The 25,470-nt window shown below is 64.1% G+C and carries 25 protein-coding genes; 18 read left to right on the top strand and 7 right to left on the bottom strand.

Going from position 1 to position 25,470, the window contains the following annotated elements:
* The first annotated feature begins 39 nt into the window (after nucleotides 1-39).
* The 4 genes from AC1D08_RS01800 to AC1D08_RS01785 all read left to right on the top strand — a co-directional run bounded on the left by AC1D08_RS01800 (nucleotide 40) and on the right by AC1D08_RS01785 (nucleotide 3,820).
* Nucleotides 40-1,116 (top strand): ABC transporter permease, encoded by a 1,077-nt coding sequence (locus tag AC1D08_RS01800; protein WP_477422463.1) that lies wholly within the window; start codon nucleotides 40-42, stop codon nucleotides 1,114-1,116.
* A gap of 2 nt (nucleotides 1,117-1,118) precedes the next feature.
* Complete coding sequence (locus tag AC1D08_RS01795; protein WP_095083257.1) at nucleotides 1,119-1,886, top strand: ATP-binding cassette domain-containing protein; 768 nt, start codon at nucleotides 1,119-1,121, stop codon at nucleotides 1,884-1,886.
* Nucleotides 1,887-1,998: 112 nt separating this feature from the next.
* Nucleotides 1,999-3,000: an inositol 2-dehydrogenase gene (iolG, locus tag AC1D08_RS01790; protein ID WP_457152104.1), complete on the top strand. Its 1,002-nt coding sequence runs from the start codon at nucleotides 1,999-2,001 to the stop codon at nucleotides 2,998-3,000.
* Between the two features lie 25 nt (nucleotides 3,001-3,025).
* Nucleotides 3,026-3,820 (top strand): SDR family oxidoreductase, encoded by a 795-nt coding sequence (locus AC1D08_RS01785; RefSeq protein WP_457152105.1) that lies wholly within the window; start codon nucleotides 3,026-3,028, stop codon nucleotides 3,818-3,820.
* A gap of 23 nt (nucleotides 3,821-3,843) precedes the next feature.
* On the opposite strand, the gene AC1D08_RS01780 is transcribed toward AC1D08_RS01785, so the two are convergent.
* On the bottom strand, nucleotides 3,844-4,113 hold the full coding sequence (locus tag AC1D08_RS01780) for a hypothetical protein (RefSeq protein ID WP_457152106.1): 270 nt from the start codon (nucleotides 4,111-4,113) through the stop codon (nucleotides 3,844-3,846).
* Nucleotides 4,114-4,320: 207 nt separating this feature from the next.
* On the opposite strand from AC1D08_RS01780, the gene AC1D08_RS01775 reads away from it, so the two are divergent.
* Entirely contained in the window at nucleotides 4,321-5,412 is a 1,092-nt protein-coding gene (locus AC1D08_RS01775) for a 3-deoxy-7-phosphoheptulonate synthase (protein ID WP_477422461.1), read from the top strand.
* A gap of 46 nt (nucleotides 5,413-5,458) precedes the next feature.
* On the opposite strand, the gene AC1D08_RS01770 is transcribed toward AC1D08_RS01775, so the two are convergent.
* Entirely contained in the window at nucleotides 5,459-6,094 is a 636-nt protein-coding gene (locus AC1D08_RS01770) for a LysE family translocator (RefSeq protein WP_457152108.1), read from the bottom strand.
* A 127-nt stretch (nucleotides 6,095-6,221) separates the two neighbouring features.
* On the opposite strand from AC1D08_RS01770, the gene AC1D08_RS01765 reads away from it, so the two are divergent.
* Nucleotides 6,222-6,926, top strand: coding sequence for a helix-turn-helix transcriptional regulator (locus tag AC1D08_RS01765; RefSeq protein WP_457152109.1), 705 nt, complete (start codon nucleotides 6,222-6,224; stop codon nucleotides 6,924-6,926).
* Between the two features lie 21 nt (nucleotides 6,927-6,947).
* On the opposite strand, the gene AC1D08_RS01760 is transcribed toward AC1D08_RS01765, so the two are convergent.
* On the bottom strand, nucleotides 6,948-8,057 hold the full coding sequence (locus tag AC1D08_RS01760) for a Gfo/Idh/MocA family protein (RefSeq protein ID WP_457152110.1): 1,110 nt from the start codon (nucleotides 8,055-8,057) through the stop codon (nucleotides 6,948-6,950).
* Between the two features lie 154 nt (nucleotides 8,058-8,211).
* Between AC1D08_RS01760 and AC1D08_RS01755 the strand changes: the two genes are divergently transcribed.
* From AC1D08_RS01755 to AC1D08_RS01705, 11 genes are all read left to right on the top strand, one after another.
* Entirely contained in the window at nucleotides 8,212-9,057 is an 846-nt protein-coding gene (locus AC1D08_RS01755; RefSeq protein WP_167392076.1) for a MurR/RpiR family transcriptional regulator, read from the top strand.
* A 140-nt stretch (nucleotides 9,058-9,197) separates the two neighbouring features.
* Nucleotides 9,198-11,132: a bifunctional 5-dehydro-2-deoxygluconokinase/5-dehydro-2-deoxyphosphogluconate aldolase gene (locus AC1D08_RS01750; RefSeq protein ID WP_457152111.1), complete on the top strand. Its 1,935-nt coding sequence runs from the start codon at nucleotides 9,198-9,200 to the stop codon at nucleotides 11,130-11,132.
* A gap of 35 nt (nucleotides 11,133-11,167) precedes the next feature.
* Entirely contained in the window at nucleotides 11,168-13,018 is a 1,851-nt protein-coding gene (iolD, locus tag AC1D08_RS01745) for a 3D-(3,5/4)-trihydroxycyclohexane-1,2-dione acylhydrolase (decyclizing) (protein WP_477422458.1), read from the top strand.
* A 72-nt stretch (nucleotides 13,019-13,090) separates the two neighbouring features.
* Entirely contained in the window at nucleotides 13,091-14,008 is a 918-nt protein-coding gene (gene iolE / locus AC1D08_RS01740) for a myo-inosose-2 dehydratase (RefSeq protein WP_457152113.1), read from the top strand.
* A 61-nt stretch (nucleotides 14,009-14,069) separates the two neighbouring features.
* The gene (locus AC1D08_RS01735; protein ID WP_477422456.1) at nucleotides 14,070-14,303 is read left to right on the top strand and encodes a DUF3329 domain-containing protein; all 234 of its coding nucleotides are present in this window, start codon (nucleotides 14,070-14,072) and stop codon (nucleotides 14,301-14,303) included.
* A 4-nt stretch (nucleotides 14,304-14,307) separates the two neighbouring features.
* Nucleotides 14,308-15,120, top strand: a complete 813-nt coding sequence (iolB, locus tag AC1D08_RS01730) for a 5-deoxy-glucuronate isomerase (protein ID WP_457150149.1) — start codon at nucleotides 14,308-14,310, stop codon at nucleotides 15,118-15,120.
* Between the two features lie 257 nt (nucleotides 15,121-15,377).
* Nucleotides 15,378-16,085, top strand: a complete 708-nt coding sequence (locus AC1D08_RS01725; RefSeq protein ID WP_095083282.1) for a DUF1045 domain-containing protein — start codon at nucleotides 15,378-15,380, stop codon at nucleotides 16,083-16,085.
* 33 nt (nucleotides 16,086-16,118) lie between these two features.
* Nucleotides 16,119-17,273 carry an alpha-D-ribose 1-methylphosphonate 5-triphosphate diphosphatase gene (locus tag AC1D08_RS01720; protein WP_095083284.1) on the top strand — a complete coding sequence of 385 codons (1,155 nt, stop codon included), beginning with the start codon at nucleotides 16,119-16,121 and terminating at the stop codon, nucleotides 17,271-17,273.
* Complete coding sequence (phnN, locus tag AC1D08_RS01715; RefSeq protein WP_457150150.1) at nucleotides 17,270-17,899, top strand: phosphonate metabolism protein/1,5-bisphosphokinase (PRPP-forming) PhnN; 630 nt, start codon at nucleotides 17,270-17,272, stop codon at nucleotides 17,897-17,899. Before AC1D08_RS01720 ends, phnN begins: the two co-directional genes overlap by 4 nt.
* A gap of 114 nt (nucleotides 17,900-18,013) precedes the next feature.
* Nucleotides 18,014-18,769 (top strand): COG4280 domain-containing protein, encoded by a 756-nt coding sequence (locus tag AC1D08_RS01710; RefSeq protein WP_457150151.1) that lies wholly within the window; start codon nucleotides 18,014-18,016, stop codon nucleotides 18,767-18,769.
* Nucleotides 18,766-18,981 (top strand): hypothetical protein, encoded by a 216-nt coding sequence (locus AC1D08_RS01705; protein WP_457150152.1) that lies wholly within the window; start codon nucleotides 18,766-18,768, stop codon nucleotides 18,979-18,981. Before AC1D08_RS01710 ends, AC1D08_RS01705 begins: the two co-directional genes overlap by 4 nt.
* Nucleotides 18,982-18,997: 16 nt before the next feature.
* On the opposite strand, the gene AC1D08_RS01700 is transcribed toward AC1D08_RS01705, so the two are convergent.
* The 4 genes from AC1D08_RS01700 to AC1D08_RS01685 form a co-directional block, all read right to left on the bottom strand.
* Nucleotides 18,998-19,897, bottom strand: a complete 900-nt coding sequence (locus AC1D08_RS01700; RefSeq protein WP_457150153.1) for an aldose 1-epimerase — start codon at nucleotides 19,895-19,897, stop codon at nucleotides 18,998-19,000.
* 122 nt (nucleotides 19,898-20,019) lie between these two features.
* Nucleotides 20,020-21,015 carry an ABC transporter permease gene (locus AC1D08_RS01695; RefSeq protein WP_095083296.1) on the bottom strand — a complete coding sequence of 332 codons (996 nt, stop codon included), beginning with the start codon at nucleotides 21,013-21,015 and terminating at the stop codon, nucleotides 20,020-20,022.
* A gap of 59 nt (nucleotides 21,016-21,074) precedes the next feature.
* A complete protein-coding gene (locus AC1D08_RS01690; protein ID WP_095084325.1) occupies nucleotides 21,075-22,613 on the bottom strand; it encodes a sugar ABC transporter ATP-binding protein in 1,539 nt (512 codons plus the stop codon).
* Between the two features lie 105 nt (nucleotides 22,614-22,718).
* Entirely contained in the window at nucleotides 22,719-23,681 is a 963-nt protein-coding gene (locus AC1D08_RS01685; protein ID WP_095083299.1) for a sugar-binding protein, read from the bottom strand.
* Between the two features lie 578 nt (nucleotides 23,682-24,259).
* Here AC1D08_RS01685 and AC1D08_RS01680 point away from each other — a divergent pair.
* Nucleotides 24,260-25,372 carry a LacI family DNA-binding transcriptional regulator gene (locus AC1D08_RS01680; RefSeq protein ID WP_457150154.1) on the top strand — a complete coding sequence of 371 codons (1,113 nt, stop codon included), beginning with the start codon at nucleotides 24,260-24,262 and terminating at the stop codon, nucleotides 25,370-25,372.
* Nucleotides 25,373-25,470 lie beyond the last annotated feature (98 nt).

The following is a 25,470-nucleotide window of genomic DNA, read 5'->3' as shown; positions in this document are numbered from 1 at the left end:
GCAGCGAGGGGCGACCGCGGCTGACGGAGGATAAAAGATTTGGCACAGACATCTCATGGCGTCGGCGGGGTCGGCTACGACGCGAAGAAGCGCGCGTGGCCTGCCGAAATCAACGTTTTCCTGGCGCTTGTCATCCTCGTCGTCGTCTTCGAACTGATCGGCCGGATCTTCCTCGGCGACAGCTTCCTGTTCAACACCCGCAGCGACGTCAGCGGGATCTTCAACGAGGCACGCCTGCAGATCATCATCCTGCAGGTGTCGATCGTCGGCATCATCGCCATCGGCGTGACGCAAGTGATCATCACCGGCGGCATCGACCTGTCCTCGGGTTCGATCGTCGGCGCGACCGCAATGATCGCCATGAGTTTTGCCCAGGTGGCGACCGTCAACGGCAATCCCAACCCCAAGGCGATGTTCCTCGCGCAAGGCTGGACCGACCTGCCCGTCATCGTGCCGCTGCTGGTCGCCATCAGTTGCGGGCTGTTCGCCGGCCTGGTCAACGGCGCCTTGATTGCCTACACGCGCATTCCGCCGTTCATCGCCACGCTCGGCATGATGGTGACCGCGCGCGGCATCGCCAAATGGTGGTCCAAGGGACAGCCTATCTCGTTCCCCACCGACAGTTTCGCGGCCATCGGCAAAGGCCTGATGCCCGTCATCATCTTCCTGTCGCTGGCGGTGCTGTTCCAGATGATCATGACCTACACGCGGTACGGAAAGCACTGTTACGCGATCGGCTCCAATGAAGATGCCGCGCGCATGTCCGGCATCAAGATCGCCAACCACAAGATCCTCGTCTACGTCATCGCCGGCGTGCTCGCCGCGCTCGCCGCCGTGGTGCTGAGCTCCAAGAATCTCACCGCGCAGTCGGGCATGGGCGTGATGTACGAACTCGACGCCATCGCCATGGCGGTGATCGGCGGCGTCTCCTTGTCGGGCGGCCGCGGCTCGATCGTCGGCACGGTGATCGGCTCGCTGATCTTCGGCGTCATCATCTCCGGCTTCACCTTCCTGCGCCTCGACGCCTACTACCAGGAGATGGTCAAGGGTGTGATCATCGTCGGCGCAGTCGTTCTCGACCAGTGGCGTCAACGCCTTAGGGCAATGAGGGCTTGATCATGGCAGACATAGTCCTGAAGACCGAAAACCTGACCAAGCGCTATGGTGGCGTGCATGCGCTGGAAGGCGCTAACTTCGAGCTGCGCAAGGGTGAGCATGTCGCCATCATGGGCGACAACGGCGCCGGCAAGTCGACCTTCGTGCGCCAGATCACCGCCGTCGAGCAACGCACCGACGGCAAGATCTGGTTCGACGGCAAGGAAGTGAACTTCACCGGGCCGATCGCGGCGCGAGAGGCGGGCATCGAGACGGTGTTCCAGAACCTGGCGCTGGCCGACGACCTCGACGTGCCGTCGAACCTGTTCCTTGGGCGCGAAAAGGTGCTGTTCAATCTCGGGCCGTTCTCGATCCTGGATCGCAAATACATGCGCAAGGCGACCGAGGCGGCACTGGTCCGCACCGCGGTGAAGATCCCCAATCTGTCCAACACCATCCGCCACATGTCGGGCGGCCAGCGCCAGTGCGTGGCGATCGCCCGGACCGCCACCTTCGCCTCCAAGCTGATCATTATGGATGAGCCGACGGCAGCCCTTGGCGTGCAGGAGACCGCACAGGTCGAAAATATTATCCGCACGCTGAAGGACAATGGCGAGCCGCTGATCCTGATCAGCCACAACATGCGCCAAGTGTTCGACCTTTGCGACCGCATTGTCGTCTTCCGCCGTGGCCGCATCGTCGCCAACCTGCGCAAGCAGGACACCGACGGAAACGATATCGTCTCCTACATCACCGGGGCCAAGACCGGAGAGGCGGAACTCGCGGCCTAGGGCCGGGCACGGAGGCGGTGGTCACCGCCTTCCTGTCGATGTCGTCTTGACCGGAACATCACCCGCGCCCATGACCGGCGCCTTGCTTCGAACCATCCTCAAAGGACATTCCATGGTACTCCGCTTCGCCCTCCTCGGTGCCGGCCGCATCGGCAAGGTCCACGCCCGCGCCGTCGGCTCCAACCCGCAGGCCAAACTGGTTGCCGTCGCCGACGCCTTCGAGAAGGCGGCGACCGAGCTGGCGACGGCCTATGGCGCCGAGGTGCGCAGCATCGACGCCATCGAAAAATCCAAGGACATCGACGCCGTCGTCATCTGCACGCCGACCGACACCCATGCCGATTTGATCGAACGTTTCGCAAAGGCGGGCAAGGCGATCTTCTGCGAGAAGCCGATCGACCTCGACGTCAAGCGCGTCGAGAAGTGCCTGGCCGTGGTCGAGAAGGCCAAGGCGACGCTGATGGTCGGCTTCAACAGGCGCTTCGATCCGCATTTCGCCGCCGTGCGCAAGGCGATCGACGACGGCGCCATCGGCACCGTCGAGATGGTGACCATCACCTCGCGCGATCCGGGTGCGCCGCCGATCGACTACATCAAGCGCTCGGGCGGCATCTTTCGCGATATGACCATCCATGATTTCGACATGGCGCGCTTCCTGCTCGGCGAAGAGCCGGTGGCGGTCAGTGCGCACGCCTCGGTGCTGGTCGACAAGAAGATCGGCGAAGCCGGCGACTACGATAGCGTCAGCGTCATCCTCGAGACCGCTTCCGGCAAGCAGGCCGTCATCTCCAACTCGCGCCGTGCCACCTATGGCTATGACCAGCGCATCGAGGTGCATGGTTCGAAAGGCATGATCGCGGCCGAGAACCAGCGTCCGGTGTCGATCGAACTGGCCAACGAGAAGGGTTATACGCGCCCGCCACTGCACGATTTCTTCATGACCCGCTACCTCGACGCCTATGCCAACGAGATCGCTGCCTTTATCGCAGCCGCGACGTCAGGCAAGAAGGCGGCGCCTAGCGGCGCCGATGGGCTCGTGGCGCTGAAGCTGGCCGATGCGGCGCTGAAGTCGGCAACCTCGGGCAAGACCGTCCGTCTCGACACGGCAAAGTAAGAACACCAGGCACAGGAGCACAGCGATGAGCACATCAGCCGCTCGCAATCATGAAACGCGCGCCATCGTCACCGGCGGCGCGCAAGGCATCGGCTTTGCCGTCGCCGAGGCACTGGCCGACGAGGGCTGCCGGGCGCTAGCGCTGATCGGCCGCTCGCAGGAGAAGGGCGACAAGGCCGTCGCCCATTTCAAGAAAGCAGGCGTCGACGCGATCTTCATCAGCGCCGACGTCTCGAAGGTCGCCGACTGCAAGCGCGCGGTCGCAACCGCAATCTCGCATTTCGGCACCATCAACGCCCTGGTCAATGCCGCAGCGACGTCGGCACGCGGTTCGCTGGTCGAGACGAGCGAAGAGCTTTTCGACCAGATCTTCGACACCAATGTGCGTGGACCCTTCTTCCTGATGCAGGGACTGGTCGCCCACCTCCTGGAGCGCAAGGCGCCGGGTTCGATCGTCAACGTGCTGTCGATGTCGGCGCATGCCGGCCAGTCCTTCCTGACGCCCTATTCGACCAGCAAGGGCGCGCTGATGACGCTGACCAAGAATGTCGCCAGCTCCTATCGAAAGAACCGCATCCGCTGCAACGCCGTGCTGCCCGGCTGGATGGACACCGAGGGCGAGGCGATCGTGCAGAAGAAATGGCACGACGCTCCGGACGACTGGCTGGAGAAGGCCGAGGCCGCGCAGCCGATGGGCCAACTGGTGAAGCCGGCGCAGCTCGCCCGGCTGATCAGCTACATGATCAGCCCGCAAGCCGGCGTCATGACCGGGTCGCTGGTCGACTACGACCAGAACATTGCGGGGGTGATCGGCGAGTAGCAGTTGAAACGTCATCGGGGGTCTCAGGTCCGGTGTGCACTATGCAGCCTCGCCAACTCGACCTGAACGTCGGCCAGCTCTTGCTTCCAGTAGGCGATATCCTCCGGCGTGGCCGGCGTCCTAAAGGCATTGGCTTCGTATGCGCTTAACATAGCTTTGGCTGCTCTTAGGCGCGCTTCTGCCGCCGCTCGCAGCAGCGCATAAACATCGGCGGGTTCTTCGGAATCTTTGGGCATATCGTTGAACGTATAAGAGTTGGGGCCGGATCGCGACGGGTAGGCGTCAAATTTCAAACGGAGGGGAGCGTGACAAGCGCCTCCGTTTCGACTATATGAGCCTCATGATCAACCTGACCGCCACGTATTGGTACTTTAGGAGCTCGCTGGCGGCGGGAGGATTGCGCTCGATCTGAAGATTGCAGCAACAAGATCCGAACAGCCGCCAGACCTGGCGGCTTTTTTGTTTCAGCCGGCAGGTCTCCCAATCAGGAGCAGAAAGCCGTGTTGACCACCACAGATGACCTTCGGGTCAAGGAAATCAGGGAACTGAGTACGCCGGACCAGGTGATGCGGGAGATCCCGCGCACGCTGACGGCGACGCGCACCGTTGCCGCGTCACGCAATGCAACCCACGCCATTTTGAACGGGACCGACGATCGACTGCTCGTCATCGTCGGTCCCTGTTCGATCCACGATCCGGTCGCGGCCGTCGATTATGCCAGCCGTCTGGCGGCGCTGCGCGAGACCCTGTCCGACCGGCTCGAGATCGTGATGCGGGTCTATTTTGAGAAGCCGCGCACGACGGTCGGCTGGAAGGGCCTGATCAACGATCCCGACCTCGACGGCAGCTTCAACATCGACAAGGGGCTGCGGATGGCGCGCAACGTGCTCTCCGCCGTCAACAACCTCGGCCTGCCGGCGGCGACCGAATTCCTCGACATGACCACGCCGCAATACATTGCCGACCTCGTCGCCTGGGGCGCCATCGGCGCGCGCACGACCGAGAGCCAGATCCACCGCGAGCTGGCATCGGGCCTGTCCTGCCCGGTCGGCTTCAAGAACGGCACCGACGGCAATCTGCGGATCGCCGCCGAGGCGGTGAAATCGGCCGCCCAGCCGCACCATTTCATGGCGGTGACCAAGGGCGGACGCAGCGGCATAGCGACGACCACCGGCAATGAAGACTGCCACGTCATCCTGCGCGGCGGCGTTCAGCCCAACTATGACGCGGCGAGCGTCGAGGCGGCCTCGGTCGAACTCGCCCGCATCGGCATCGCACCTCGGCTGATGATCGATGTCAGCCACGCCAATTCGGCCAAGAAGCCGGAGAACCAGCCCAAGGTCGCGGCCGACGTGGCGGGCCAGGTGGCGGCGGGCGACGAGCGCATCATTGGCCTGATGATCGAGAGCAATCTCGTCGCCGGCCGGCAGGACGTGGTGCCCGGCAAGCCGCTCGTCTACGGCCAGAGCATCACCGATGGCTGCATCGACTGGGCGACCACCGAGACGGTGCTGCACGGCCTTGCTGGCGCGGTCGAGTGGCGCCGCTCGGCGCGCCGCGCCATGATCGACAGCCGCCAAGGGGCAGCCTGACAGGCCGGGGATAAGGCGGCGGTGTTTCCAGGCGCGGGCCTGGAATTCACGCCGCCTTCAAACCTTGCCACGCGGTCAGCACCGACACCGCAACCAGCAGCAATCCAGCCGCCCGGCCGGCAAATGCGGTCGCCCGGGGGTTGGCGACCAGCAGGTTGCGGCTGCGCCCGGCAGTGACGGCAAGCCCGCCATAGACGGCAAACTGCACGGCCACCGTCATCAATCCCATGATGGCCGCCTGTATCCAGATCGGACCATAGGCGGGCTTGAGAAATTGCGGATAGACCGCAAACACGAAGAGGTAGGCCTTGGGATTGATCAGGCAGATCACCAGCCCCTGGCGAAACGCCTTCCATGCGGAGCGGCTGCCGGCAGGCCCCTCGTGGCCGACCTTGATCGAACTGCGCATCAGCGTCAGGCCGATGAAAGCCATGTAGGCGGCACCGGCGATCAGCAGCGGATTGTAAAGGATCGGCACGAAATGCATCAGCAGGCCGACGCCGACGGCGCCGTTCAGCGTGTGCACCATGCCGCCCAGCATGATGCCGCCGGTGGCGGCAAGGCCTCTGTTGCCGCCACCGGTCAGCGCATTGGCAAGCACGAAAAGCATGTCCATGCCGGGCACGATGATGATGCCGAACAGCAGGAGGAAGAACAGCCAGAGATTTTCCGCATAGTCCATGTCAGTTGCCTGTCGCCTCGCCCGGCGGAGCCGCTGAGGAATGTGTTGATTTTCAATTCGATAGGCAGTCGTATAGGTCAGCCCTACTGACGATGTGGTGTCAGTTGTGATCGGAGCGGGTGAGGAAATGCGCAAGGCATCGCGACTGTTCGAGATCATCCAGATCGTGCGGCTGGCGCGGCAGCCGGTGACGGCTGCCATGATGGCCGAAAAGCTGGAAGTGACGGTGCGCTCCGTCTATCGCGACATTGCCGCTTTGCAGGCGATGCGCGTACCGATCGAAGGCGGGCGCGGCATCGGCTACATCCTGCGCCCCGGCTTCGACCTGCCGCCGCTGATGTTTTCGATCGAGGAGATGGAGGCGATCGTTTTGTCGCTGGCGCTGCTGGAGCGCACGGGTGACAGCGAACTCAAACTGGCGGCCAAGCGCGTCAGCGCCAAGATCGCCGGCGCGGTGCCGCCGCCCTTGCGCCAGACGTTCGATGCCAATGCGTTGCATGCGTGGGGATTCGCCGCGCCCTCGGTCGGCGCGGTCGATCTGGCGCTGGTGCGCCGCGCCATCCGCGACGAGGAGAAGCTCGACCTGTCCTATCGCGACGAACTCGGCCGCGCCTCCGAGCGCCTCATCCGCCCGATTGCGCTGATCTATTACGCCGAAACCGCCAACATCGTCGCCTGGTGCGAGTTGCGCCAGGCGATCCGCAATTTCCGCAGCGACCGGATCGAGGATTGCCAGGCGACGGGGCTGCGGTTCAAGGGCGAAGGCGATCGCTTGCGGCAGGTCTGGGTGAACGGGTGGGAGACGAACGCCGCCCAGGCCGCAAGCCACTGAGGCGATCCATCGCGAAGCGGACTATCTCACATCGACCCAGCTCTTTTCGTCGAACGAGCGCGCCATCGCATGCACCGTGCGCTCGATCTCCAGCCCTTCGGCGAACTCGATGATCCGCGCCGGCTTGCCGGCCAGCCGCGTCAACAGTTCGTGGCACTCGATGATCTTGAGATCGTTGAAGCCGAGGCCATGGCCGGGCGCCGGCAGGAAGGCGTCGTAGGGCTTGTGGTGCGGCGCCACCAGGATGGTGCGATAACCCTGCTCGGTCGGACGATCGGCGGTGAGGTAGAGCTGGAGTTCGTTCATCCGCTCCTGGTCGAACAGGATCGATCCCTTCGAGCCGAAGATCTGGATGGCGATGCGGCCCTTGCGGCCCCAGGCCGAGCGGTTGACCAGCAGCGTGCCGGCAATGCCGTTTTCCAGATGCATCAGCACGCTGGCGATGTCGTAGGTCTCGACCGCGCGGCGGCCGCCGGCGGCGAGCTTGCGGTCGGCATAGGGCTTGGCCATGTCGCAGATGACGCTGGCGACGCGGCCGAACAGGGCGGAGACCAGCGACAGCGGATGCACGGCGAAATCGTCGAGCGCGCCATAGCCGGAAGCCGCTTCGTGCTTCCAGAAGAACAGCGCCTCCGGGTCGGCCATGAAGTCCTCGTCCATCTCGATGCGCAGATGGTTCACCTCGCCGATGACCTTCTCGTCGAGAAGCGCGCCAATGTGGCGGATGGCAGGGCTCTGGATGTAGTTGTAGCCGAGGGCGGCGACCTTGCCCGACGTCTTCGCCGCCGCCGCCATAGCTTCGGCCTCGGCGAAGCTCGGCGCCATAGGCTTTTCGCACCACAGATGCTTGCCGGCCTCGAGGATGGCGATGGCCATCTCCGGATGGAACTGGTTGGGCGTGGTCAGCGAGACGATATCGACATCCGGGTCGTTGACGACGGCGCGCCAGTCGCCGGATGCCTTGGCGAAGCCGAACTCACCGGCCTTGCGCCTGGCGAGGTCCTCATTGACCTCGCCGAGATGGACGAGCCGGGGTTTGGGCACATCGGGAAAGACGGCGCCGACGGCACTCCATGCGATGGCGTGACACTTGCCCATGAAACCCGTGCCGATGAGACCGACGCCGACCATTTTCCATTTCTCCACTGCCTGAAGCGTTGGATGGATGAATTAGTCCATTTTCTATTGGAATGGAATGTCTGCCTCATTTTTTATGGCGTTCTTGCGCAGGCTCGCTATGATGGGGCAGAGAGGGTACCCATAGATGAGCCTGGACAGAGCGACGATGGACGAACGGGTACCTCGCGACTTCGAGACGCTGCGCGCCACCATCCTGGACCGGCGCGAAAGCCTGCCCAAGCGCATCGCCCAGATCGCCGCCTACGCGCTCGACAATCCCGACGATATCGCCTTCGGCACCGCCGCCAGCATCGCCGCTTCGGCCGGCGTGCAGCCGTCGACCTTGATCCGCTTTGCCCAGCAGCTTGGCTTCGACGGTTTCACCAGCCTGCAGCAGGTGTTTCGCGAGAGGCTGCGCGAGCGCAACTCGTCCTATGACGAACGCCTGCAGGCGCTGCGTGCCAAGGCCGAGGGCGCCGCCGGTCACCGGGCGATCTTCGACGGCTTCGTCGCTGCCGCCAGCACCTCGCTCAACGACATTTCGCGCACACTGGACGACGCGCATCTGGAAGACGCAATTTCGCTGCTGGCGAAGGCGGAGACCATCTATGTGCTGGCCAAGCGCCGCTCCTATCCGGTGGCGTCCTACATCGCCTATGCGCTAGGCAAGCTGAAGATCCGCAACCAGCTGATCGAATCGGCCGCCGGGCTGAACGCCGAGATGATCGCATTCGCCACGCCGGCGGACGCCGTCATCGCCATCAGCTTCTCGCCCTACGCGCCGGCCACCATCGAGGAGGCGCGCAGCATTTCGGAACAGGGCGTGCCGATCGTTGCCATCACCGACAGCTCGTTTTCGCCTCTTGCCCAGTTCGCCAGCATCTGGTTCGAGGTTGCCGAGGCCGATTTCGCCGGCTTCCGCTCGCTGTCGGCGACGATGGCGCTGGCTATGGCGCTGACCGTCGGCGTCGGCGAAAAACGGCGCAGCACGGGCCGCAGGCGCAAGGCCTAGCAGGCACCTCAAAGACAATTTTAGACCTGGGAATGCTCATTCCATATTGACTATGGATTGGAATTATTATTTCATATTCCTGGCGCCACGCTGCCGCTCGCGCGTGTACCCCAAAACAACAAGGCCGATGGGAGGTTCCAATGAGCGAAGCCGTGGACGCGAAACAGGCGCCGCTCGACGTCATCACCATCGGTCGCGCTTCCGTCGACCTTTACGGCCAGCAGATCGGCTCACGGCTGGAAGACATCACCTCGTTCGCCAAGTCGGTCGGCGGCTGCCCGGCCAACATCTCTGTCGGCACGGCGAGGCTGGGCCTGCGCTCGGCGCTGCTCACCCGCGTCGGCGACGAGCAGATGGGCCGCTTCATCCGCGAACAGCTGAGGCGCGAAGGCGTGTGCGTCGACGGGCTAAAGACCGACAAGGAGCGGCTCACCGCATTGGTGCTGCTGTCGGTCGAGGACGAAGGCGTGTCGCCGATGATCTTCTACCGCTCAGACTGCGCCGACATGGCGCTGGCGCCGGAAGACATCGACGAGGCCTTCATCGCCTCGGCGCGATCCATCGTCGTCACCGGCACGCATTTTTCCCGTCCCAACAGCGACGCCGCCCAGCGCAAGGCAATCCGCATCATCAAGGCCAAGGGCGGCAAGGTGGTGTTCGACATCGACTATCGGCCGAACCTCTGGGGTCTGGCCGGCCATGCCGAAGGGTTCGAGCGTTATGTGAAATCAGACAGGGTCTCGGCCCAGTTGAAGACGGTACTGCCCGATTGCGACCTGATCGTCGGCACCGAAGAAGAGATCATGATCGCGTCGGGTGCCGATGACTGCCTGAGCGCCTTGAAGGCGATCCGCGCGCTGTCCGCGGCGACCATCGTTCTGAAGCGGGGCGCCATGGGCTGCATCGTCTATGACGGGCCGATCAGCGACGATCTCGAGGACGGCGTCGTCGGCAAGGGCTTTCCGATCGAGATCTACAATGTGCTCGGCGCCGGTGACGCTTTCATGTCCGGCTTCCTGCGCGGCTGGCTGGGTGGCGAAGACCATGCGACTGCGGCCACCTGGGCCAATGCCTGCGGCGCCTTCGCCGTGTCGCGCCTGCTGTGCGCGCCGGAATATCCGACCTTCGAGGAGTTGCAGTTCTTCCTCAAGAACGGCAGCAAGCATCTCGCCTTGCGCAAGGACGAGGCGATCAATCACATCCATTGGGCGACCACCCGCCGCCGCGACGTTCCCTCGCTGATGGCGCTCGCCTGCGATCACCGCGTGCAGCTCGAGGATGTGGCGGCGAAGGCCGGTGCCGATCCCGCACGCATCCGCGATTTCAAGGTGCTGGCGGTTAAGGCGGCGGCGAAGGTCGCCGCCGGTCGCGACGGCTACGGCATGCTGATCGACGAGAAACATGGCCGCGAGGCGATGTTCGAATTTGCCCGCCATCCCTTCGCCTGGCTCGGGCGGCCCGTCGAATTGCCGGGATCGCGACCCCTACGCTTCGAGTTCTCGCAGGACATCGGCTCGCAGCTCGTCGAATGGCCGGTCGATCACTGCATCAAGTGCCTGTGCTTCTATCACCCCGATGATCCGGCGGCCTTGAAGGAAGAACAGCAGCAGAAGCTGCGCGCGCTGTTCGAGGCCGCACGCAAGGTCGGCAGGGAATTGCTGGTCGAGATCATCGCCGGCAAGCACGGCAAGCTCGACGACACGACGATCCCGCGCGCGCTGGAGGAACTCTATGCGCTCGGCATCAAACCCGACTGGTGGAAGCTCGAACCGCAGGCTTCGGCAGCGGCGTGGGCAAAGATCGAAGCGGTGATCCTGAAGCATGATCCATGGTGCCGGGGCGTCGTGCTGCTTGGCCTGGAAGCGCCGCAGGACGAGCTGGAAGCGGCTTTTGCCGCAACCGCCAAGGCGCCCATCGTCAAAGGGTTTGCCGTCGGCCGGACCATCTTCGTCCACGCGGCCGAACAATGGCTGGCCGGCAAGATGTCGGATGACGAGGCGATCGCCGACATGGCCTCGCGCTTCGAACAGTTGACCGAAGCGTGGCTTGCCGCGCGCGGCCGCAAAGCAGCATAAGAAGGCGCGGCATAGGACTGCGGAGGAAAAACACCATGAGCAAGACAATCCGCCTGACGATGGCGCAGGCGCTGACCCGCTTTCTCAGCAGGCAGATGACCGAGATCGACAGCAAGAAAGTCCCGATCTTCGGCGGTGTCTGGGCGATCTTCGGCCATGGCAATGTCGCCGGCATCGGCGAGGCGCTCTATCAGGTGCGCGACGAACTGCCGACCTTTCGCGCCCACAATGAACAGGCGATGGCGCATGCGGCGATCGCCTATGCCAAGGCCAATTTCCGCCGCCGCTTCATGGCGGCGACCTCGTCGATCGGCCCCGGCGCGCTCAACATGGTGACGGCTGCGGCACTGGCCCACGTCAACCGGCTGCCGGTGCTTTTTCTGCCCGGCGATGTCTTCGCCAACCGCATTCCCGATCCGGTGCTGCAGCAGGCCGAGGATTTCTCCGACGGCACGGCGACGGTCAATGACTGCTTCCGTCCGGTGTCGCGGTATTTCGACCGCATCACGCGGCCCGAACAGATCATCCCGGCGCTCAGCCGCGCCATGCAGGTGCTGACCGATCCGGCCGATTGCGGCCCGGTGACGCTGTCGCTTTGCCAGGACGTGCAGGCCGAGGCCCATGACTATCCCGAGAGCTTCTTTGCCGAGCGCGTCTGGCACCAGCGCCGGTCGCGGCCGGACCGCCATGAGCTTGCCGCGGCGGTGGCAGCACTCAAGGGGGCGAAGAAGCCGCTGGTGATCGCCGGCGGCGGCGTGCTTTATTCGCAGGCTTCGGACGAACTGGGGAAATTCGTGCAGGGCGCCGGCATCCCGGTCTGCGAGACGCAAGGCGGCAAATCCTCGCTGCCGGACGATCATCCGCTCAACATGGCGGCGGTCGGCGTCACCGGCACCTCGGCCGCCAACCGGCTGGCTGAGGAAGCCGATGTCGTGCTGGCCATCGGCACACGCCTGCAGGACTTCACCACCGGCTCGTGGGCGCTGTTCAAGAACTCCGGCAAGACCATCATCGGCTTGAACGTTCAGCCCTTCGACGCCGGCAAGCACCGGGCGCTGCCGCTGGTCGCCGACGCGGCCGAGGGCCTGGCCGAACTCGGCGCGGCGCTGAAGGGCTGGAAAGCGCCTTCGGCCTGGACCGACAATGCGGCGGCCGGCAAGAAGGCCTGGCAGGCCGAGGCCGCCAAGGTGACGGCGTCGACGAATGCCGCCTATCCTTCCGACGCGCAGGTGATCGGCGCCGTGCAGCGCGCGATGGGCTCTGGCGTAACCCTGCTGCATGCCGCCGGCGGCCTGCCCGGCGAACTGCACAAGCTGTGGCAAGCTGGCGCGCCCGGCTCCTACCACGCCGAATACGGCTTCTCGACCATGGGCTACGAGATTGCTGGCGGGCTTGGCACCAAGATGGCGAAGCCGGACGAGGAGATCGTCGTCATGATCGGCGACGGCTCCTATCTGATGCTGAATTCCGAAATCGCCACCTCGGTGATGCTCGGCCTCAAGCTGACCATCGTGCTGCTCGACAACCGCGGCTATGGCTGCATCAACCGGCTGCAGATGGCGACCGGCGGCGCCAACTTCAACAATCTCCTGAAGGACTCGCGCCACGAAATCCTGCCCGATATCGACTTCGCCGCGCATGCAGCGAGCATGGGGGCGATTGCCGAGAAAGTGCCATCGATCGCCGGGCTGGAAAACGCCCTGGAAAAGGCAAGGAAGAACAACCGCACCACCGTGCTGGTCATCGACACCGACCCGCTGGTTTCGACCGATGCCGGCGGCCATTGGTGGGATGTTGCGGTGCCGGAGGTCTCGGCGCGTGCCCAGGTGAACGCGGCGCGCAAGGCCTATGACGAAAAACGGCAGATGCAGACCATTGGCGATTGATGCCAACGCCGGCAAATCCCACCTTTCCCCTCGCGGGGAGGGTGGGCACGAACTGAAAACTGGAGTGACGACTTGAAAGCCAAACTGGGCATGTCCCCCATTGCGTGGTGGAACGACGATCTTGCGGAACTCAGCGATGATGTGTCGCTGGAAGAGTGTTTGCGCCAGTCGCGCTCGGCCGGTTTCACCGGCATGGAGATGGGCCGGCGGTTTCCCAACGATCCCGATGTCATGCTGCCGATCCTGAAGGCGGCCGACGTGACGCTTTGCGGCGGCTGGTTCTCGGGCACCCTGGTCGATGAGGACATGGGCAAGAACAAGGATCGCGTCCAGCCGATGATCGATCTGTTCAAGGCGGTGAACGCGCCTTGCATCGTCTATGGCGAGGTCGGCCGCTCGATCCAGGGCGACCGCTCGAAGCCGCTCGCAACCAAGCCGAAGCTCTCGGACGACGAGCTGAAGGCCTATGCGAAACGCCTCACGGAGTTTGGCGAATGGTGCGCCGAACAGGGCATGCCGCTTTCCTATCACCACCACATGGCGGCGGTCGTCGAGACCGAACCGGAACTCGATGCCTTCATGAAGTATTCCGGAGCCGGCATACCGCTGCTGCTCGATGCGGGGCACCTGGCCTTTGCCGGCGGCGACGTCCTGCGCGCCATCGACAACCACTATGCGCGCATCAGCCATGTGCATGTGAAGGACGTGCGCATGGGCGTCATCGACAAGCTCGACCGCACCAAGCAATCCTTCCTCGACGCTGTCGCGCTCGGGGCCTTCACGGTGCCGGGTGACGGCTCGCTGGATTTCGGCGCCATCGTGCAGCGGTTTGCCGACCATGGTTACGAGGGCTGGTTCGTGGTCGAGGCCGAGCAGGATCCGAAGAAGAACCCGCCGCTCAAGATGGCTGAGGTCGGCCACAAGGAATTGATGCGGGTGATGACGGCGGCCGGCTATACGGTCGAGACGCAGGGCTTTCCAAATGCCTAGGGCCTCCGCAATGCCCGACGCACTGGTTCTCGGCGAAGCCGGGTTGCTGTAGGTTGCCGGAATGAAAGATTCCGAGCATCCGTTTTTCCGGCCTTTGTGGCGGCGCATCGCTGTCGTCGCAGTCTGCGTCATCTGGTCGATCATCGAATTCGCCACCGGCACGCCGTTCTGGGGCGTGATCGCGCTCGGCTTCGCCGGTTACGCCGTGTGGCAGTTCTTCTATCTCTACAAGCCGGCCGACGAGAGGCCGGCCGACGAGAGCAAGACAACGGCCGAGGCCGAACCGAAGGAGTAACCGGATGTCGAAACTGCTGGTGAAGGCCGACAAGGGCCATGGCCGCGTCGCCCATGTGACGCCGAAAACCGCCGGCTGGACCTATGTCGGTTTCGACCTGCATCGGCTGAGGCCCGGCGAGAGCGCTGCTGGAAAAACGGGCGATCGCGAAGTCTGCCTGGTGTTCGTCACCGGCAAGGGCAAAGCGACAGCCGGCGGTAAGGACCTCGGCCTGCTCGGCGAGCGCATGTCGCCGTTCGAGGGCAAACCCTGGTCGGTCTACATACCCGAAGGGTCGGACTGGTCGGTTGCGGCAGACACGGAGCTCGAACTCGCGGTCTGCTCGGCACCGGGCCTCGGCGGCGGCCTGCCGGTGCGTGTGATCAGACCAGAGGATCTCGGCCAGGAGGTGCGCGGCAAGGGCACCAACACGCGCTATGTCACCAACGTCCTGCCGGAAGGCAAACCGGCCGATTCATTGCTGGTGGTCGAGGTCATCACGCCCGGCGGCCACACGTCGAGCTACCCGCCGCACAAGCACGACCAGGACAATCTGCCGGCCGAATCCTATCTTGAGGAAACCTACTATCATCGCCTCAACCCGCCGCAGGGCTTTGCCTTCCAGCGCGTCTACACCGACGCCGACAAGAACGGTCATCGCGCGCTGGATGAAGCCATGGCGATCGAGGATGGCGATGTCGTGCTGGTGCCCAAGGGCTATCATCCCTGCGCCGCCTGCCATGGCTACGACCTCTACTATCTCAACGTGATGGCCGGGCCGAAGCGGACGTGGAAATTCCACAACGCGCCCGAGCACGAATGGTTGATGAAGGCCTGACCGGTCGCACGTTTTGGGTGAAGCTGTTGGTCCAGCTTGGAAAAATCGTCGGCTAAGGACCTGCCGGGTCGATTTGCCTTCGAAAACCCTTCAAAGCTTCGTCAATCCGTCATGGAAATCGCCTATGGCAGCGGGGCCAGTGCATGTCGCCCAAAAGTGAGCAGCGGTTTTGGGATTACGACATGCGAAAAACCAAGACTTAAAGCGCGTCGCAGCATTTCTTCAAACGCGGCGCGCTTTAACGAGGACTTCTTCTCATGCGCTACGCCATCTATTTCACTCCCCGGCAGGACGAGCCGCTGGCGCGGATCGCCGCCAACTGGCTGGGCCGCGACCCGTTCGGTGGCGCGACAAGGCCGGTGGAGACGGTGGCCGATCTGTCGGCGGCGGAAGTTGCCTTCCACACCGCTTCGGCGCGGCGCTACGGTTTTCATGCGACGCTGAAAGCCCCCTTCCGGCTGGCTGCCAACGAGACGGAGACCTCGCTGCGCGCGGCACTCGACCATTTTGCCGAGGCAACGCCGGTGGTGACGATCCCGCGCCTTGTCGTCAGCCAGATCGACAGCTTCTTTGCGCTGGTGCCGGAAGGACCGCTGCCTCCGCTCAACCGCTTTGCCGATGACGTGGTGCTCGGTTTCGACCGGTTTCGCGCGCCGTTGACAGAGGCCGAGATCGAACGGCGCAGCCCGGACTCGCTGAAGCCCGCCCAATTCCGCAATCTGTGCCAGTGGGGCTATCCCTATGTCTTCGAGACCTTCCGCTTCCACATGACGCTGTCCGGCCGGGCGGGGCCACAGGAAAGCCCTCGTCTTCGTGCAGCAATCGACAGCCTGTTCGCGGAGGTGCTGCAACAGCCGGTGCTGGTGGATGCGTTGACGCTGTTTGTCGAAACCGAACCGGGCGCACCGTTCATGGTGCTCTCCCATCACGCGCTCGGGCGCCGCCCTGCCAGAAAAACCGCCTGAATAACCGAGCCGGAATAACAAGGACTGCCTGAAATGACCGCCGAAACTGTTCTTACCAACGCGCGCATCGTGCTTGCCGACGAGATCGTCGAGGGTTCGCTGGTGCTGCGCGACGGCTTTATCGCCGGCATCGATGCCGGCACCGGCCACACCGGCGGGACCATGGCCGGCGAGGATATGGGCGGCGACTACATCATTCCCGGGCTGGTCGAACTCCACACCGACCATCTCGAAGGCCACTACGCGCCGCGGCCGAAGGTGCGCTGGAACCCGATCGCCGCCGTGCTCGCCCATGACGCGCAAGTGGCGACGGCCGGCATCACCACCGTGCTCGATGCCTTGCGCGTCGGCATGGACGAGGACGCCGACCTGACATCGGACGACATCCGCAAGCTGGCCGACGCGATCGAGGACAGTGTTCAGCAGGATCGTCTGCGGGCCGACCATTTCATCCATCTGCGCTGTGAGGTTTCGGCGCCGGACTGCCTTAAGGCCTTCGCCAATTTCGACGGCGATGAGCGGGTCAAGCTGGCATCGCTGATGGACCACGCGCCCGGCCAGCGCCAGTTCGTCAACCTCGAAACCTATGCCTATTACTACCAGCGCAAGCTGAAATTGACCGACCGCGACTTCAAGCTGTTCTGCGAAAAGCGGATGGCGGAATCGGCCCGGAATTCGGGACCGAACCGTGTCCATATCGCCGCAGCCTGCCACGAGCGCGGCATCGTGCTGGCCAGCCACGACGACGCCACGACAGGCCATGTCGACGAGGCGATCGAACAGGGCGTGCGCGTCGCCGAGTTCCCGACCACGGAGGAAGCCGCCAGGGCCTCGAAACAGGCCGGGCTTGGCGTCTTGATGGGTGCGCCCAACGTCATGCGCGGTGCTTCGCATTCGGGCAATGTCTCGGCCCGCACGCTGGCCGGCGACGGGCTGCTCGACATCTTGTCGTCCGACTATATTCCTTTCAGCCTGATCCAGTCGGCATTCTTCCTCGGCGACGTTGTCGAAGGCATTTCGCTGCCGCAGGCGGTCGCCATGGTCTCGAAGAACCCGGCCGAAGCGGTCGGCCTGACCGACCGCGGCATCATCGAACAGGGCCGCCGCGCCGATCTGGTGCGCGTGCGTGTCGACGACCATGTCCCGGTCGTGCGCACGGTCTGGCGGCAGGGACGCCGGGTCGCATGATGGTCTCGGCCTTGATCGAGCGCGAATTGTCCGCCGAGAGGTTTCCGATCCGCGACGGCGTCTTCGTCGCCGTCGTCGGCCCGAGCGGCGCCGGCAAGGATACGGTGATCGGCTACGCCCGCGCCCGCTTTGCCGACGAGACCCGGCTGGAGTTCGTTCGCCGCGTCATCACCAGGCCGAGCGATGCCGCGAGCGAGGATCACGACACGCTGGCCGACGCGGCCTTCGTCGAAGCCGAAGCGGATGGCGCCTTCGCCATCTCCTGGGAGGCGCATGGCCTGCGTTATGGCATTCCGGCCGATGTCGACTGGTCGGTCGCCAATGGCCATGTTGCCGTCGCCAACGTGTCGCGCGCGATCATCCCGGTGCTGCGCGAGCGCTATGCCAATCTGGCCATCGTCGAGATCACCGCCTCGCCGGAGGTGCTGGCCGAGCGGCTGGCGATGCGCGGGCGCGAGTCGCGCGGCGAAGTGCTGGCGCGGCTGGCGCGAAGCGCCAGTGTGACCTTGTCGGGACCTGATGTTACCTCGATCGACAACAGCGGCCCGCGCGAGGCGGCCGGTGAACGCTTCGCCGAGGTGCTGCGCAAGGCGATGGCCTTCTCCGACATATCGGGCTTGATCTAGAGCCAATTGGCGCTTCACTTGCTTTTTCGCTGCCACTGGAGCGCTGTATGGTGCTGACGGCATCATGATGCCGGATCGCGATCCCGGGGCAACGACCTTCCAGGAAGAATCTCCATGCAGACTCTGACACCCATCCTTTCGACGATCACGGCGGCATTCCTGGCGTCCTTCGTCGAGGTCGTCGAGGCCTTCACCATCGTGCTCGCTGTCGGGGTGACGCGCAGCTGGCGCCCGGCACTGACCGGCGCAGCACTGGCGCTGGCGCTGCTGGCGGCTTTGGTGCTGACGTTCGGCCCGCTGCTGGCGCTCGTACCCATCACCACGCTGCAGTTCGTCGTCGGGGTACTGCTGATCCTGTTCGGCATGCGCTGGCTGCGAAAGGCCATCCTGCGCAGCGTCGGCGTCATCGCCCTGCATGACGAGGAGGCGGCCTTCTCCAAGGAAACCGCTACCTTGCACCGGCAGGCCAACGACCGCCGCGCCGACTACCTCGCCGGGCTGGCGTCGTTCAAGGCGGTGCTGCTCGAGGGCGTCGAGGTGGTGTTCATCGTCATTGCGGTCGGCGCCGCACATGGACAGACGCTCTACGCCAGCCTCGGCGCGCTGGCGGCTTTCGTCCTGGTGATGCTTATCGGCCTGGCGGTCCACCGGCCGCTGGCACGCGTGCCGGAAAATGCACTCAAATTCGTCGTCGGGCTGATGCTGACCAGCTTCGGCATCTTCTGGACCGGCGAAGGCATCGGCGCCGACTGGCCGGGTGCCGATCTCGCCTTGCTCGCCATTTTCGCCATCGTCGCGCTGGCGTCGTTTGCCATGGTGCGCTGGCTGCGCAGTGCCTACCCCACACTCAGCGGAGGGCTCGCCCGATGAACGTCATTCGTCTTGCGGCCAAGGAATTCTTCGGCATGTTCGTCGATGACGGCAGCCTGGCGCTGCTGGCGCTGGTCCTGGTGGCCATCATCACGGCGGCGGTGAAGCTGCTGGCGCTGCCGCCGCTGCTCGGCGGCGCGCTGCTGTTGCTAGGCTGCCTCGCCATCCTGTTGCACAGCGTTCGCCGCGCCGCACGCGGAACCAATCGGTAGGGCTGGCGCTGTTGCTCTAAGCCCCAAGGGCAAAGGGCATCAGCGACACGGTGCCAGCCGCACTTTCGCCTGGGGCGAGCACGATGACGCCTTCGTCCGGTTCGCTCCATCCGCCCCGGTTGAAAGCGCCGGAGGCGTTGGTCTGCGGTTCGACGCAGAAATACGGTTTCGTCGGGTCGGCGTACAGCATCAGGTGTCCGAAGACGGGATCGGCCTTGATGCGCAAGCCTGCGCCGCGCGCCGGAAAGCGGAGCGTCGCGTCGCCCGTCCAGCCTCCATAGTCATTGTTGCGCCAGCCGGCGGGCAAAGGCCGGCCACCGGCGAAGTCGAGTTCGGGTGCAAGCGTGATCGGATCGCCCGCGATGCCTTGCGGTTCTTCGAGATAGAATCGCGTCGCCTCGAACTGCAATGTGACGTTCGGGTCGCGATCGAACCAGGGATGCAGGCCAAAACCGAACGGCATGGAAACCGGCCCCGTGTTGGTCAGCGTCATGGTCACGCTGAGCCCTACCTCGGACACCACGAAAGCCTGCGTCGCGCGGTAGGAGTAGGGTTCGACGCCGGCTGCGATATCCAGCGACAGCGTTGCTTGGGCGTCGCTCGCCTCAGCGACAGTCCAGGCGTGTTTCCAGCCACTGCCATGCACGTTTATTGTTTCGGGTGGATTGTTCGGTTGGACCTGCCAGCGCTTGGCTGCGAAGTCGAAGGCGTTTCCAGCGATGCGGTTGGCGTAGGGCATCATCGGAAACATGGCGACGCCAAGCACGTTGCCCGCTTGCCGATCGTCATCGGAAAGCCGGCGCATGAGGTCGATGCCGCGCCAGCGCAGCGAGCCCACGCTGCCGCCAATGCGCGGCACGAGGTCGACCTCGAGCGCCCCGGCCCTGAGCGTCAATGGTTCAGGAACTGCACCCATCGCCTACCATCCATCCGCCATCGATATCAGGCATTTGGCCCGATGTGCGTGTCCAGTGGATCGCAGAACAACACCACGGCTGCAATCATTTCATCGATACAGAGCTGTGCCGGGGCTGACGGTTATTCCGCGGCCGCACCGGCCACGTTCTTGCGAGCGGCGTCGACCATCAGCCGCCTTGCCCGGAACACGCCCCATTGCTGGTCGACCAGCACGCCGATGAGGATGACGCCACCCATCACCGCGAAATTGAGCGAGGACGGGATGCCGAGCAGGTTGACGAGGTTCTGCAGTTCCTGCAGCAGCACCGTGCCGAGGATGACGCCGATCAGCGAGCCCTCGCCGCCGCGCAGCGAGAAGCCGCCGAGCACGGCCGCGGCAATGGCATAAAGCTCGTAGAACTGGCCATGGCTGGCCGGCGAGATCGAGCGCGTGTACATGGCGAAATAGATCGCCGACAGCGCCGTCAGTACACCGCAGATGACATAGGCGGCCATGACGACGCGGCCTGTGCGGATGCCGGAGTACTTCGCCGCCTCCTCGTTCTTGCCGATGGCGTAGAGATAGCGGCCGAACACGGAGCGGTGCAGCACCACCCACATGACGATGGAGATGACGATCAGCGCGATGAAGCTGTTCGGCACGCCCCAGGAGCGGCCGGCCGTCAGGAATTCCAGGTCAGGAAAATTCTGACCGAAGGCGAAGCCGGCGGTGCCGTCGGCGGTGTAGAAGCGGGCGACGCCACGATAGATCAGCAGGCCGCACAGGGTGACGACGAAGGGCTGCAGCTTGAGCCGCGTGATCAGCCAGCCATGCACCAGGCCGATGATGGCGCCGAGCGCGATGATCAGCACGAAGGCCAGCGGCCAGTCCAGTTCGCGCACGGCGATGAAGTCGATGAACAGCGTTCCCAGCAACGCGACAACCGAGCCGACCGACAATTCGATGCCGCCGGTGATGATGACGAAGGCCTGGCCGATCGACAGGATGCCGAACAGGCCGATCAGGTTCGAGGTGTTGGCGAGATTGATCGGCAACAGGAAGCGCGGGTTGATGATCGCCACCACCGTTCCCACCACCAGGATCAGGATCAGCAGGCCGAGATCTTTCTTGCTCATCGTCTTCTCCCCAATGCCGCCTGAGCAGATCGCGCTTCCCGCGACCCCGCGGCAAAAAACTATTTCGGCTGCTTGCCCACCGCCAGCAGCAGCACGTTTTCCTGGCTGAACTGGTCCTTGTCGAGAATGCCCGATATCTGGCCCTCATGCATGACGGCGATGCGGTCGGACACGCCGATCACCTCCTCCATGTCGCTGGAGATCATCAGCACGGCGACGCCGGCGTCGGCCAGCGCCCGCATCAGCCCGTAGATCTCCGCCTTGGCGCCGATATCGATGCCGCGCGTCGGCTCGTCGAGGATCATCACTTTCGGGTTCATGGCCAGCCATTTGCCGAGCACGACCTTCTGCTGGTTGCCGCCCGAAAGCGTGCCGGTGCGTGTCTGCACCGACGGCGCCCTGATGCCGAGATTGCTCTTCTGCTTTTCGGCGGTGGCGGTCTCGGCACTTGCCGAAACCAGCGAGCGGCGCGCATGCGCCGGCAGATTGGGCAACGAGATGTTCTGGGCGATCGACAGGTCGAGCAGGATGCCGGTCAACTTGCGGTCCTCGGGCACCAGGAAGATGCCGTGGGCGACGGCATCCGCCGCCGAGCCCAGCGCAAGCGGCTTGCCGCCAAGCTCGAGGGCACCGCCAAGGCTGCTGTCGATGCCGAAAAACACCCGCGCCAGTTCGGTGCGGCCGGAGCCGACAAGCCCGGCAAGGCCGAGGATTTCGCCGCGCCTGACATCGAGATCGACAGGCCGGCTGGGATAGGCAGGAGTGCGGATGGCCTTGGCGGCAAGCGCGACCGCGCCGGGAGCCCGCGCGGCCTCGGAGGCTTTTTCGCGCTCCTTCAGCATGCGGCCGATCATCAGCTTGACCATCTGGTCGTGGTTGATGGCGCTCTTCTGCAGCGTGCCGGCAAGCATGCCGTCGCGCAAAACGACGACGCGGTCGGCGACGCGCTCGACCTCATGCAGGCGGTGCGAAATGAAGATGACGCTGATGCCATCGGCCTTCAAGGCCTTGATGACGTCGAGCAGTTTGTCGGTTTCGGCGAGCGGCAGGCTCGATGTCGGCTCATCGAGGATGACCAGCCTTGCCTTGATCGACAGCGCCTTGGCGATCTCGACCATCTGCTGCTGGGCCAGCGACAGAGCGGCAACCGGCGTGTCGGCCGAAAAATTGGCGCCGACGCGCTTCAGCAGCGGCGCCACCATGGTGCGCAGCCGGGCGCGGTCGACGAGCTTCAGTGCGCCGGCTCGCAACGGCTCGCGGCCAAAGAAGATGTTGGCGGCAACGTCGAGATTGTCGAACAGGTTGAGTTCCTGGTGGACGAAGGCGATGCCCGAACCGAGGCTGGCTTCGACCGAGAGCCCGTCATGCGCGATGCCGTCGACCGTGACGGTGCCGGTGTCGGGCCTGGTGACGCCACCGAGGATCTTCATCAAGGTCGATTTGCCGGCGCCGTTTTCGCCGACGAGGCCGATGACCTCGCCCGGCCTGACCTCCATGGAGAAGCCATCGAGCGCGACGACGCCCGGATAGGTCTTGCGCACGTTCTCGAGCGTGAGGAACGGGGTGGACGCCGTTATGGATGTTTCGGAATAATTCATCACGCCTGACAGCAGCCGGTGGGCCACAGACTGACCGGCCTTCGCCGGCCCGTCAATACGAATGCCGGCCCGGGGCGAACCCCGGACCGGCGCAATTGCTCTGTCTCAGTTTCCGGACATCGCCTTCAGATTGGCGGCATAGGCGTCGACGTCGTCCTTGCCGATGATCTTGGTGGGGATGATGATCAGGCCGCCCTCCGGGATGCCCGACTTGTCGCCCTTGAGATAGGAAGCCATCAGCTTCATGCCCTGATAGGCCCATTCGAAGGGCTGCTGCACGACGGTGGCGGCAACGGTGCCTTCCTTGACGCCGCCCAGCGTGATCGGATCGTCATCGAAGCCGACGACGGTGATCGAGCCGAGCTTGCCGGCGTCGCGCAGCGCTTCATAGATGCGCGGCGTGTTGTAGGAGTAGAAGCCGACCATGCAGGTGACGTCGGGGCTGGCGACCAGCGCGTCCTCGACGTTCTTCTTGGCGCGCGCCTGGTCGATGTCGTCGCCACGCACGTCGACGAGCTCGATCTTGGTGCCGGCGAGGCCGTCCTTCATGCCCTGGATGCGTTCCTTGGCATTGTCGGCGCCGAGCAGGCCGACGAAGCCGAGGCACTTGCCGCCATTGGGCATCGCCTTCTTGGCGATCTCGGCCGCCTGCTTGCCGGCATCGACGTTGGACGAGCCGATATAGGCGACACGCTTGGTCTGCGGGGCGTCGCTGTCGGTGGTGAACAGCGCCGTTTGCGAGGCGATCTTGTTCAGCCCGTCGGTCGAGGTTTTGGGATCGACGGCCGAGACCATGATGCCCTTGACGCCGGCCGTAACCAGGTCATCCATCAGCCGCTGCTGGATGGCGACGGAGGACTGCTCGGGATATTTGAGCTCGAGATTGTAGTCCGGCAGTTCGCCTTGCGCCTTCTTGACGCCGGCTTCGGCGGCCTTCCAGAAATCGGAAGCGCCGTTGACGACGAAGGCCAGCGTCGGCTTGTCGTCGGCGCGTGCGATGGCCGTCGCCGTCAGGCCGATGAGCAGCGCCGCTGTGGCTACGGATGCATTTCGTATCAAGGATTTCATGTTCAACCTCCCGTTTGGCTCAGTCGTTCGACTGACCGATCTTAGTCATCTGGAATTTGCCGTCTGCAGCTTGAACGCCCTCCTCCTCAAAGGGTCCCGGCGCCGAAACAACGGCGTCGTTCCAGCTGCGATCATGGACTTTAGAGACTCATCCTTCGTTCGTAAATAGTCCGATTTGTCAGACATATCACTTGTCCGAAACACAGCTTGCGGAGGTAGTATCCGCTCGCCATCGGGCTATTTTTACGCAATCCACCGCTCCCGGACCGACCGGGCCGGATGCGATGGATTGACGGTACAGCGCATTTTTGTATTAGTAAACAGTATTAGTTTTTGAGCCGTATCCAGGGCAGTATTGCGGTTTCGCGGCGCACCTGCCGGCGAGCCGGCGCATTGCGTGCGTCTGAGAGCAAGCCTTGTGGCTTTTGGGTTTCGAACCCTGTGGCACTGCGTGAGAGATGGACCTCGAGAGCGCTAATAGATATAAATGATCGCAGCGATCTCTATAAATCGATAATGTCACGCCATCTTGTCGGCCTCACCGGCTGCCGCTAGACAGGCCTAGGATTGGGGATGCCATGAGCGAGACGACGGATCCGGAAACCCTCGACACGGCGAAGCGGCGCAAGCCGCTGGCAAAGAGCGCCAGGGGTCGCGTCACCATGACCGACATCGCCAGGGCCGCCGGCTGCTCGCAGGCGACCGTTTCCTTCGTGCTCAACAATTCGCCCGGCATCAAGCTGTCGCAGCAGACGCGCGAACGGGTGATCGAGGCCGCGCGCTCCCTCGGCTATGCCGCGCCGGCATTCTCCGCCCTGCGGGCGCCCGTGGCCTCGTTCGAAGGGCTTGACGGGGTTATTGGCTTTGCCGTCGACCAGCTTGCCACCAGCCCCGAAGCCGTCGTCGCCATCGAAGGCGCGCGGCAGGCCTCGTGGAACGCGGGCAACGTGCTTCTGGTGGCGCAGACGCTGGGCGATTCCGTCATGGAGCCGCGCGCCATCGCCGCCTTGACCAAGCGGGGCATTTCGGCGCTCATCTACATGACCATCTTCACCCGCGAGATAACCGCACCCGACTATCTCTACGGCCTCGACATCCCGGTGATCCTGCTCAATTGCTACACGGCGGACTATGCCTTCCCCGCCGTGGTGCCGAGCGAGATCGCCGGCGGCCAAAGCTCCACCCGCCACCTGATCAGCCACGGCCACCGCCGCATCGCCACCATCACCGGCGAGCCGTGGATGCAGGCTGCACAAGATCGGCTGAAGGGCTATCGCCGCGCACTCGCCACCGCCGACATCCCGTTCGATCCCGAACTGGTGGTCGAGGGCGACTGGTCGGCCAGCGCCGGCTATGCCGCGACCGTCAAGCTTTTGGCGCTGAAGGACCGGCCGACCGCCATCTTCTGCCAGAACGACCGCACCGCGATCGGCTGCTACGAGGCGCTGAAGGAAGCCGGCCTGCACATCCCGCAGGATATTTCCGTCGTCGGCTACGACGACGAGGAAATCGCCCGGCATTTGTTCCCACCGTTGACGACCTCGATCCTGCCGCACATGGCAATGGGACAATGGGCGATCGAACAGCTCGAGGTGCCCGCGGCGCCAGGGCGAGGACGCTATCCGATCACCAAGCTGGAATGCCCGCTGGTGGAACGGGAGAGTGTGCGGGCCGTGGCGGCCGTGTCCTAAAAAAACGCGTCGCTTCTGAAGAGATACAGGCGACGCGCTTTCGGTCTTCCATTGTCGATAGGGCCGTCGCTGCCCGGTTGTTCGCAGCCACGCAAAAG

The organism is Mesorhizobium sp. P2_E6, assembly GCF_056403835.1.
This window is presented reverse-complemented; position numbering and strand designations above follow the sequence as displayed.

What these genes read in the sequence shown, in the direction of transcription:
- AC1D08_RS01760 (WP_457152110.1), bottom strand. Translation starts at nt 8,057, where the DNA reads ATGGTCGGCGTCGGTCTCATCGGCACGGGTTTCATGGGCAAGTGTCAC.
- AC1D08_RS01680 (WP_457150154.1), top strand. Translation starts at nt 24,260, where the DNA reads ATGAGCGAGACGACGGATCCGGAAACCCTCGACACGGCGAAGCGGCGC.
- AC1D08_RS01710 (WP_457150151.1), top strand. Translation starts at nt 18,014, where the DNA reads ATGCAGACTCTGACACCCATCCTTTCGACGATCACGGCGGCATTCCTG.
- AC1D08_RS01770 (WP_457152108.1), bottom strand. Translation starts at nt 6,094, where the DNA reads ATGGACTATGCGGAAAATCTCTGGCTGTTCTTCCTCCTGCTGTTCGGC.
- AC1D08_RS01685 (WP_095083299.1), bottom strand. Translation starts at nt 23,681, where the DNA reads ATGAAATCCTTGATACGAAATGCATCCGTAGCCACAGCGGCGCTGCTC.
- AC1D08_RS01735 (WP_477422456.1), top strand. Translation starts at nt 14,070, where the DNA reads ATGAAAGATTCCGAGCATCCGTTTTTCCGGCCTTTGTGGCGGCGCATC.
- AC1D08_RS01795 (WP_095083257.1), top strand. Translation starts at nt 1,119, where the DNA reads ATGGCAGACATAGTCCTGAAGACCGAAAACCTGACCAAGCGCTATGGT.
- iolB (WP_457150149.1), top strand. Translation starts at nt 14,308, where the DNA reads ATGTCGAAACTGCTGGTGAAGGCCGACAAGGGCCATGGCCGCGTCGCC.
- AC1D08_RS01720 (WP_095083284.1), top strand. Translation starts at nt 16,119, where the DNA reads ATGACCGCCGAAACTGTTCTTACCAACGCGCGCATCGTGCTTGCCGAC.
- iolG (WP_457152104.1), top strand. Translation starts at nt 1,999, where the DNA reads ATGGTACTCCGCTTCGCCCTCCTCGGTGCCGGCCGCATCGGCAAGGTC.
- AC1D08_RS01785 (WP_457152105.1), top strand. Translation starts at nt 3,026, where the DNA reads ATGAGCACATCAGCCGCTCGCAATCATGAAACGCGCGCCATCGTCACC.
- phnN (WP_457150150.1), top strand. Translation starts at nt 17,270, where the DNA reads ATGATGGTCTCGGCCTTGATCGAGCGCGAATTGTCCGCCGAGAGGTTT.
- iolD (WP_477422458.1), top strand. Translation starts at nt 11,168, where the DNA reads ATGAGCAAGACAATCCGCCTGACGATGGCGCAGGCGCTGACCCGCTTT.
- AC1D08_RS01755 (WP_167392076.1), top strand. Translation starts at nt 8,212, where the DNA reads ATGGACGAACGGGTACCTCGCGACTTCGAGACGCTGCGCGCCACCATC.
- AC1D08_RS01765 (WP_457152109.1), top strand. Translation starts at nt 6,222, where the DNA reads ATGCGCAAGGCATCGCGACTGTTCGAGATCATCCAGATCGTGCGGCTG.
- AC1D08_RS01700 (WP_457150153.1), bottom strand. Translation starts at nt 19,897, where the DNA reads ATGGGTGCAGTTCCTGAACCATTGACGCTCAGGGCCGGGGCGCTCGAG.
- AC1D08_RS01725 (WP_095083282.1), top strand. Translation starts at nt 15,378, where the DNA reads ATGCGCTACGCCATCTATTTCACTCCCCGGCAGGACGAGCCGCTGGCG.
- AC1D08_RS01695 (WP_095083296.1), bottom strand. Translation starts at nt 21,015, where the DNA reads ATGAGCAAGAAAGATCTCGGCCTGCTGATCCTGATCCTGGTGGTGGGA.
- AC1D08_RS01750 (WP_457152111.1), top strand. Translation starts at nt 9,198, where the DNA reads ATGAGCGAAGCCGTGGACGCGAAACAGGCGCCGCTCGACGTCATCACC.
- AC1D08_RS01705 (WP_457150152.1), top strand. Translation starts at nt 18,766, where the DNA reads ATGAACGTCATTCGTCTTGCGGCCAAGGAATTCTTCGGCATGTTCGTC.
- AC1D08_RS01690 (WP_095084325.1), bottom strand. Translation starts at nt 22,613, where the DNA reads ATGAATTATTCCGAAACATCCATAACGGCGTCCACCCCGTTCCTCACG.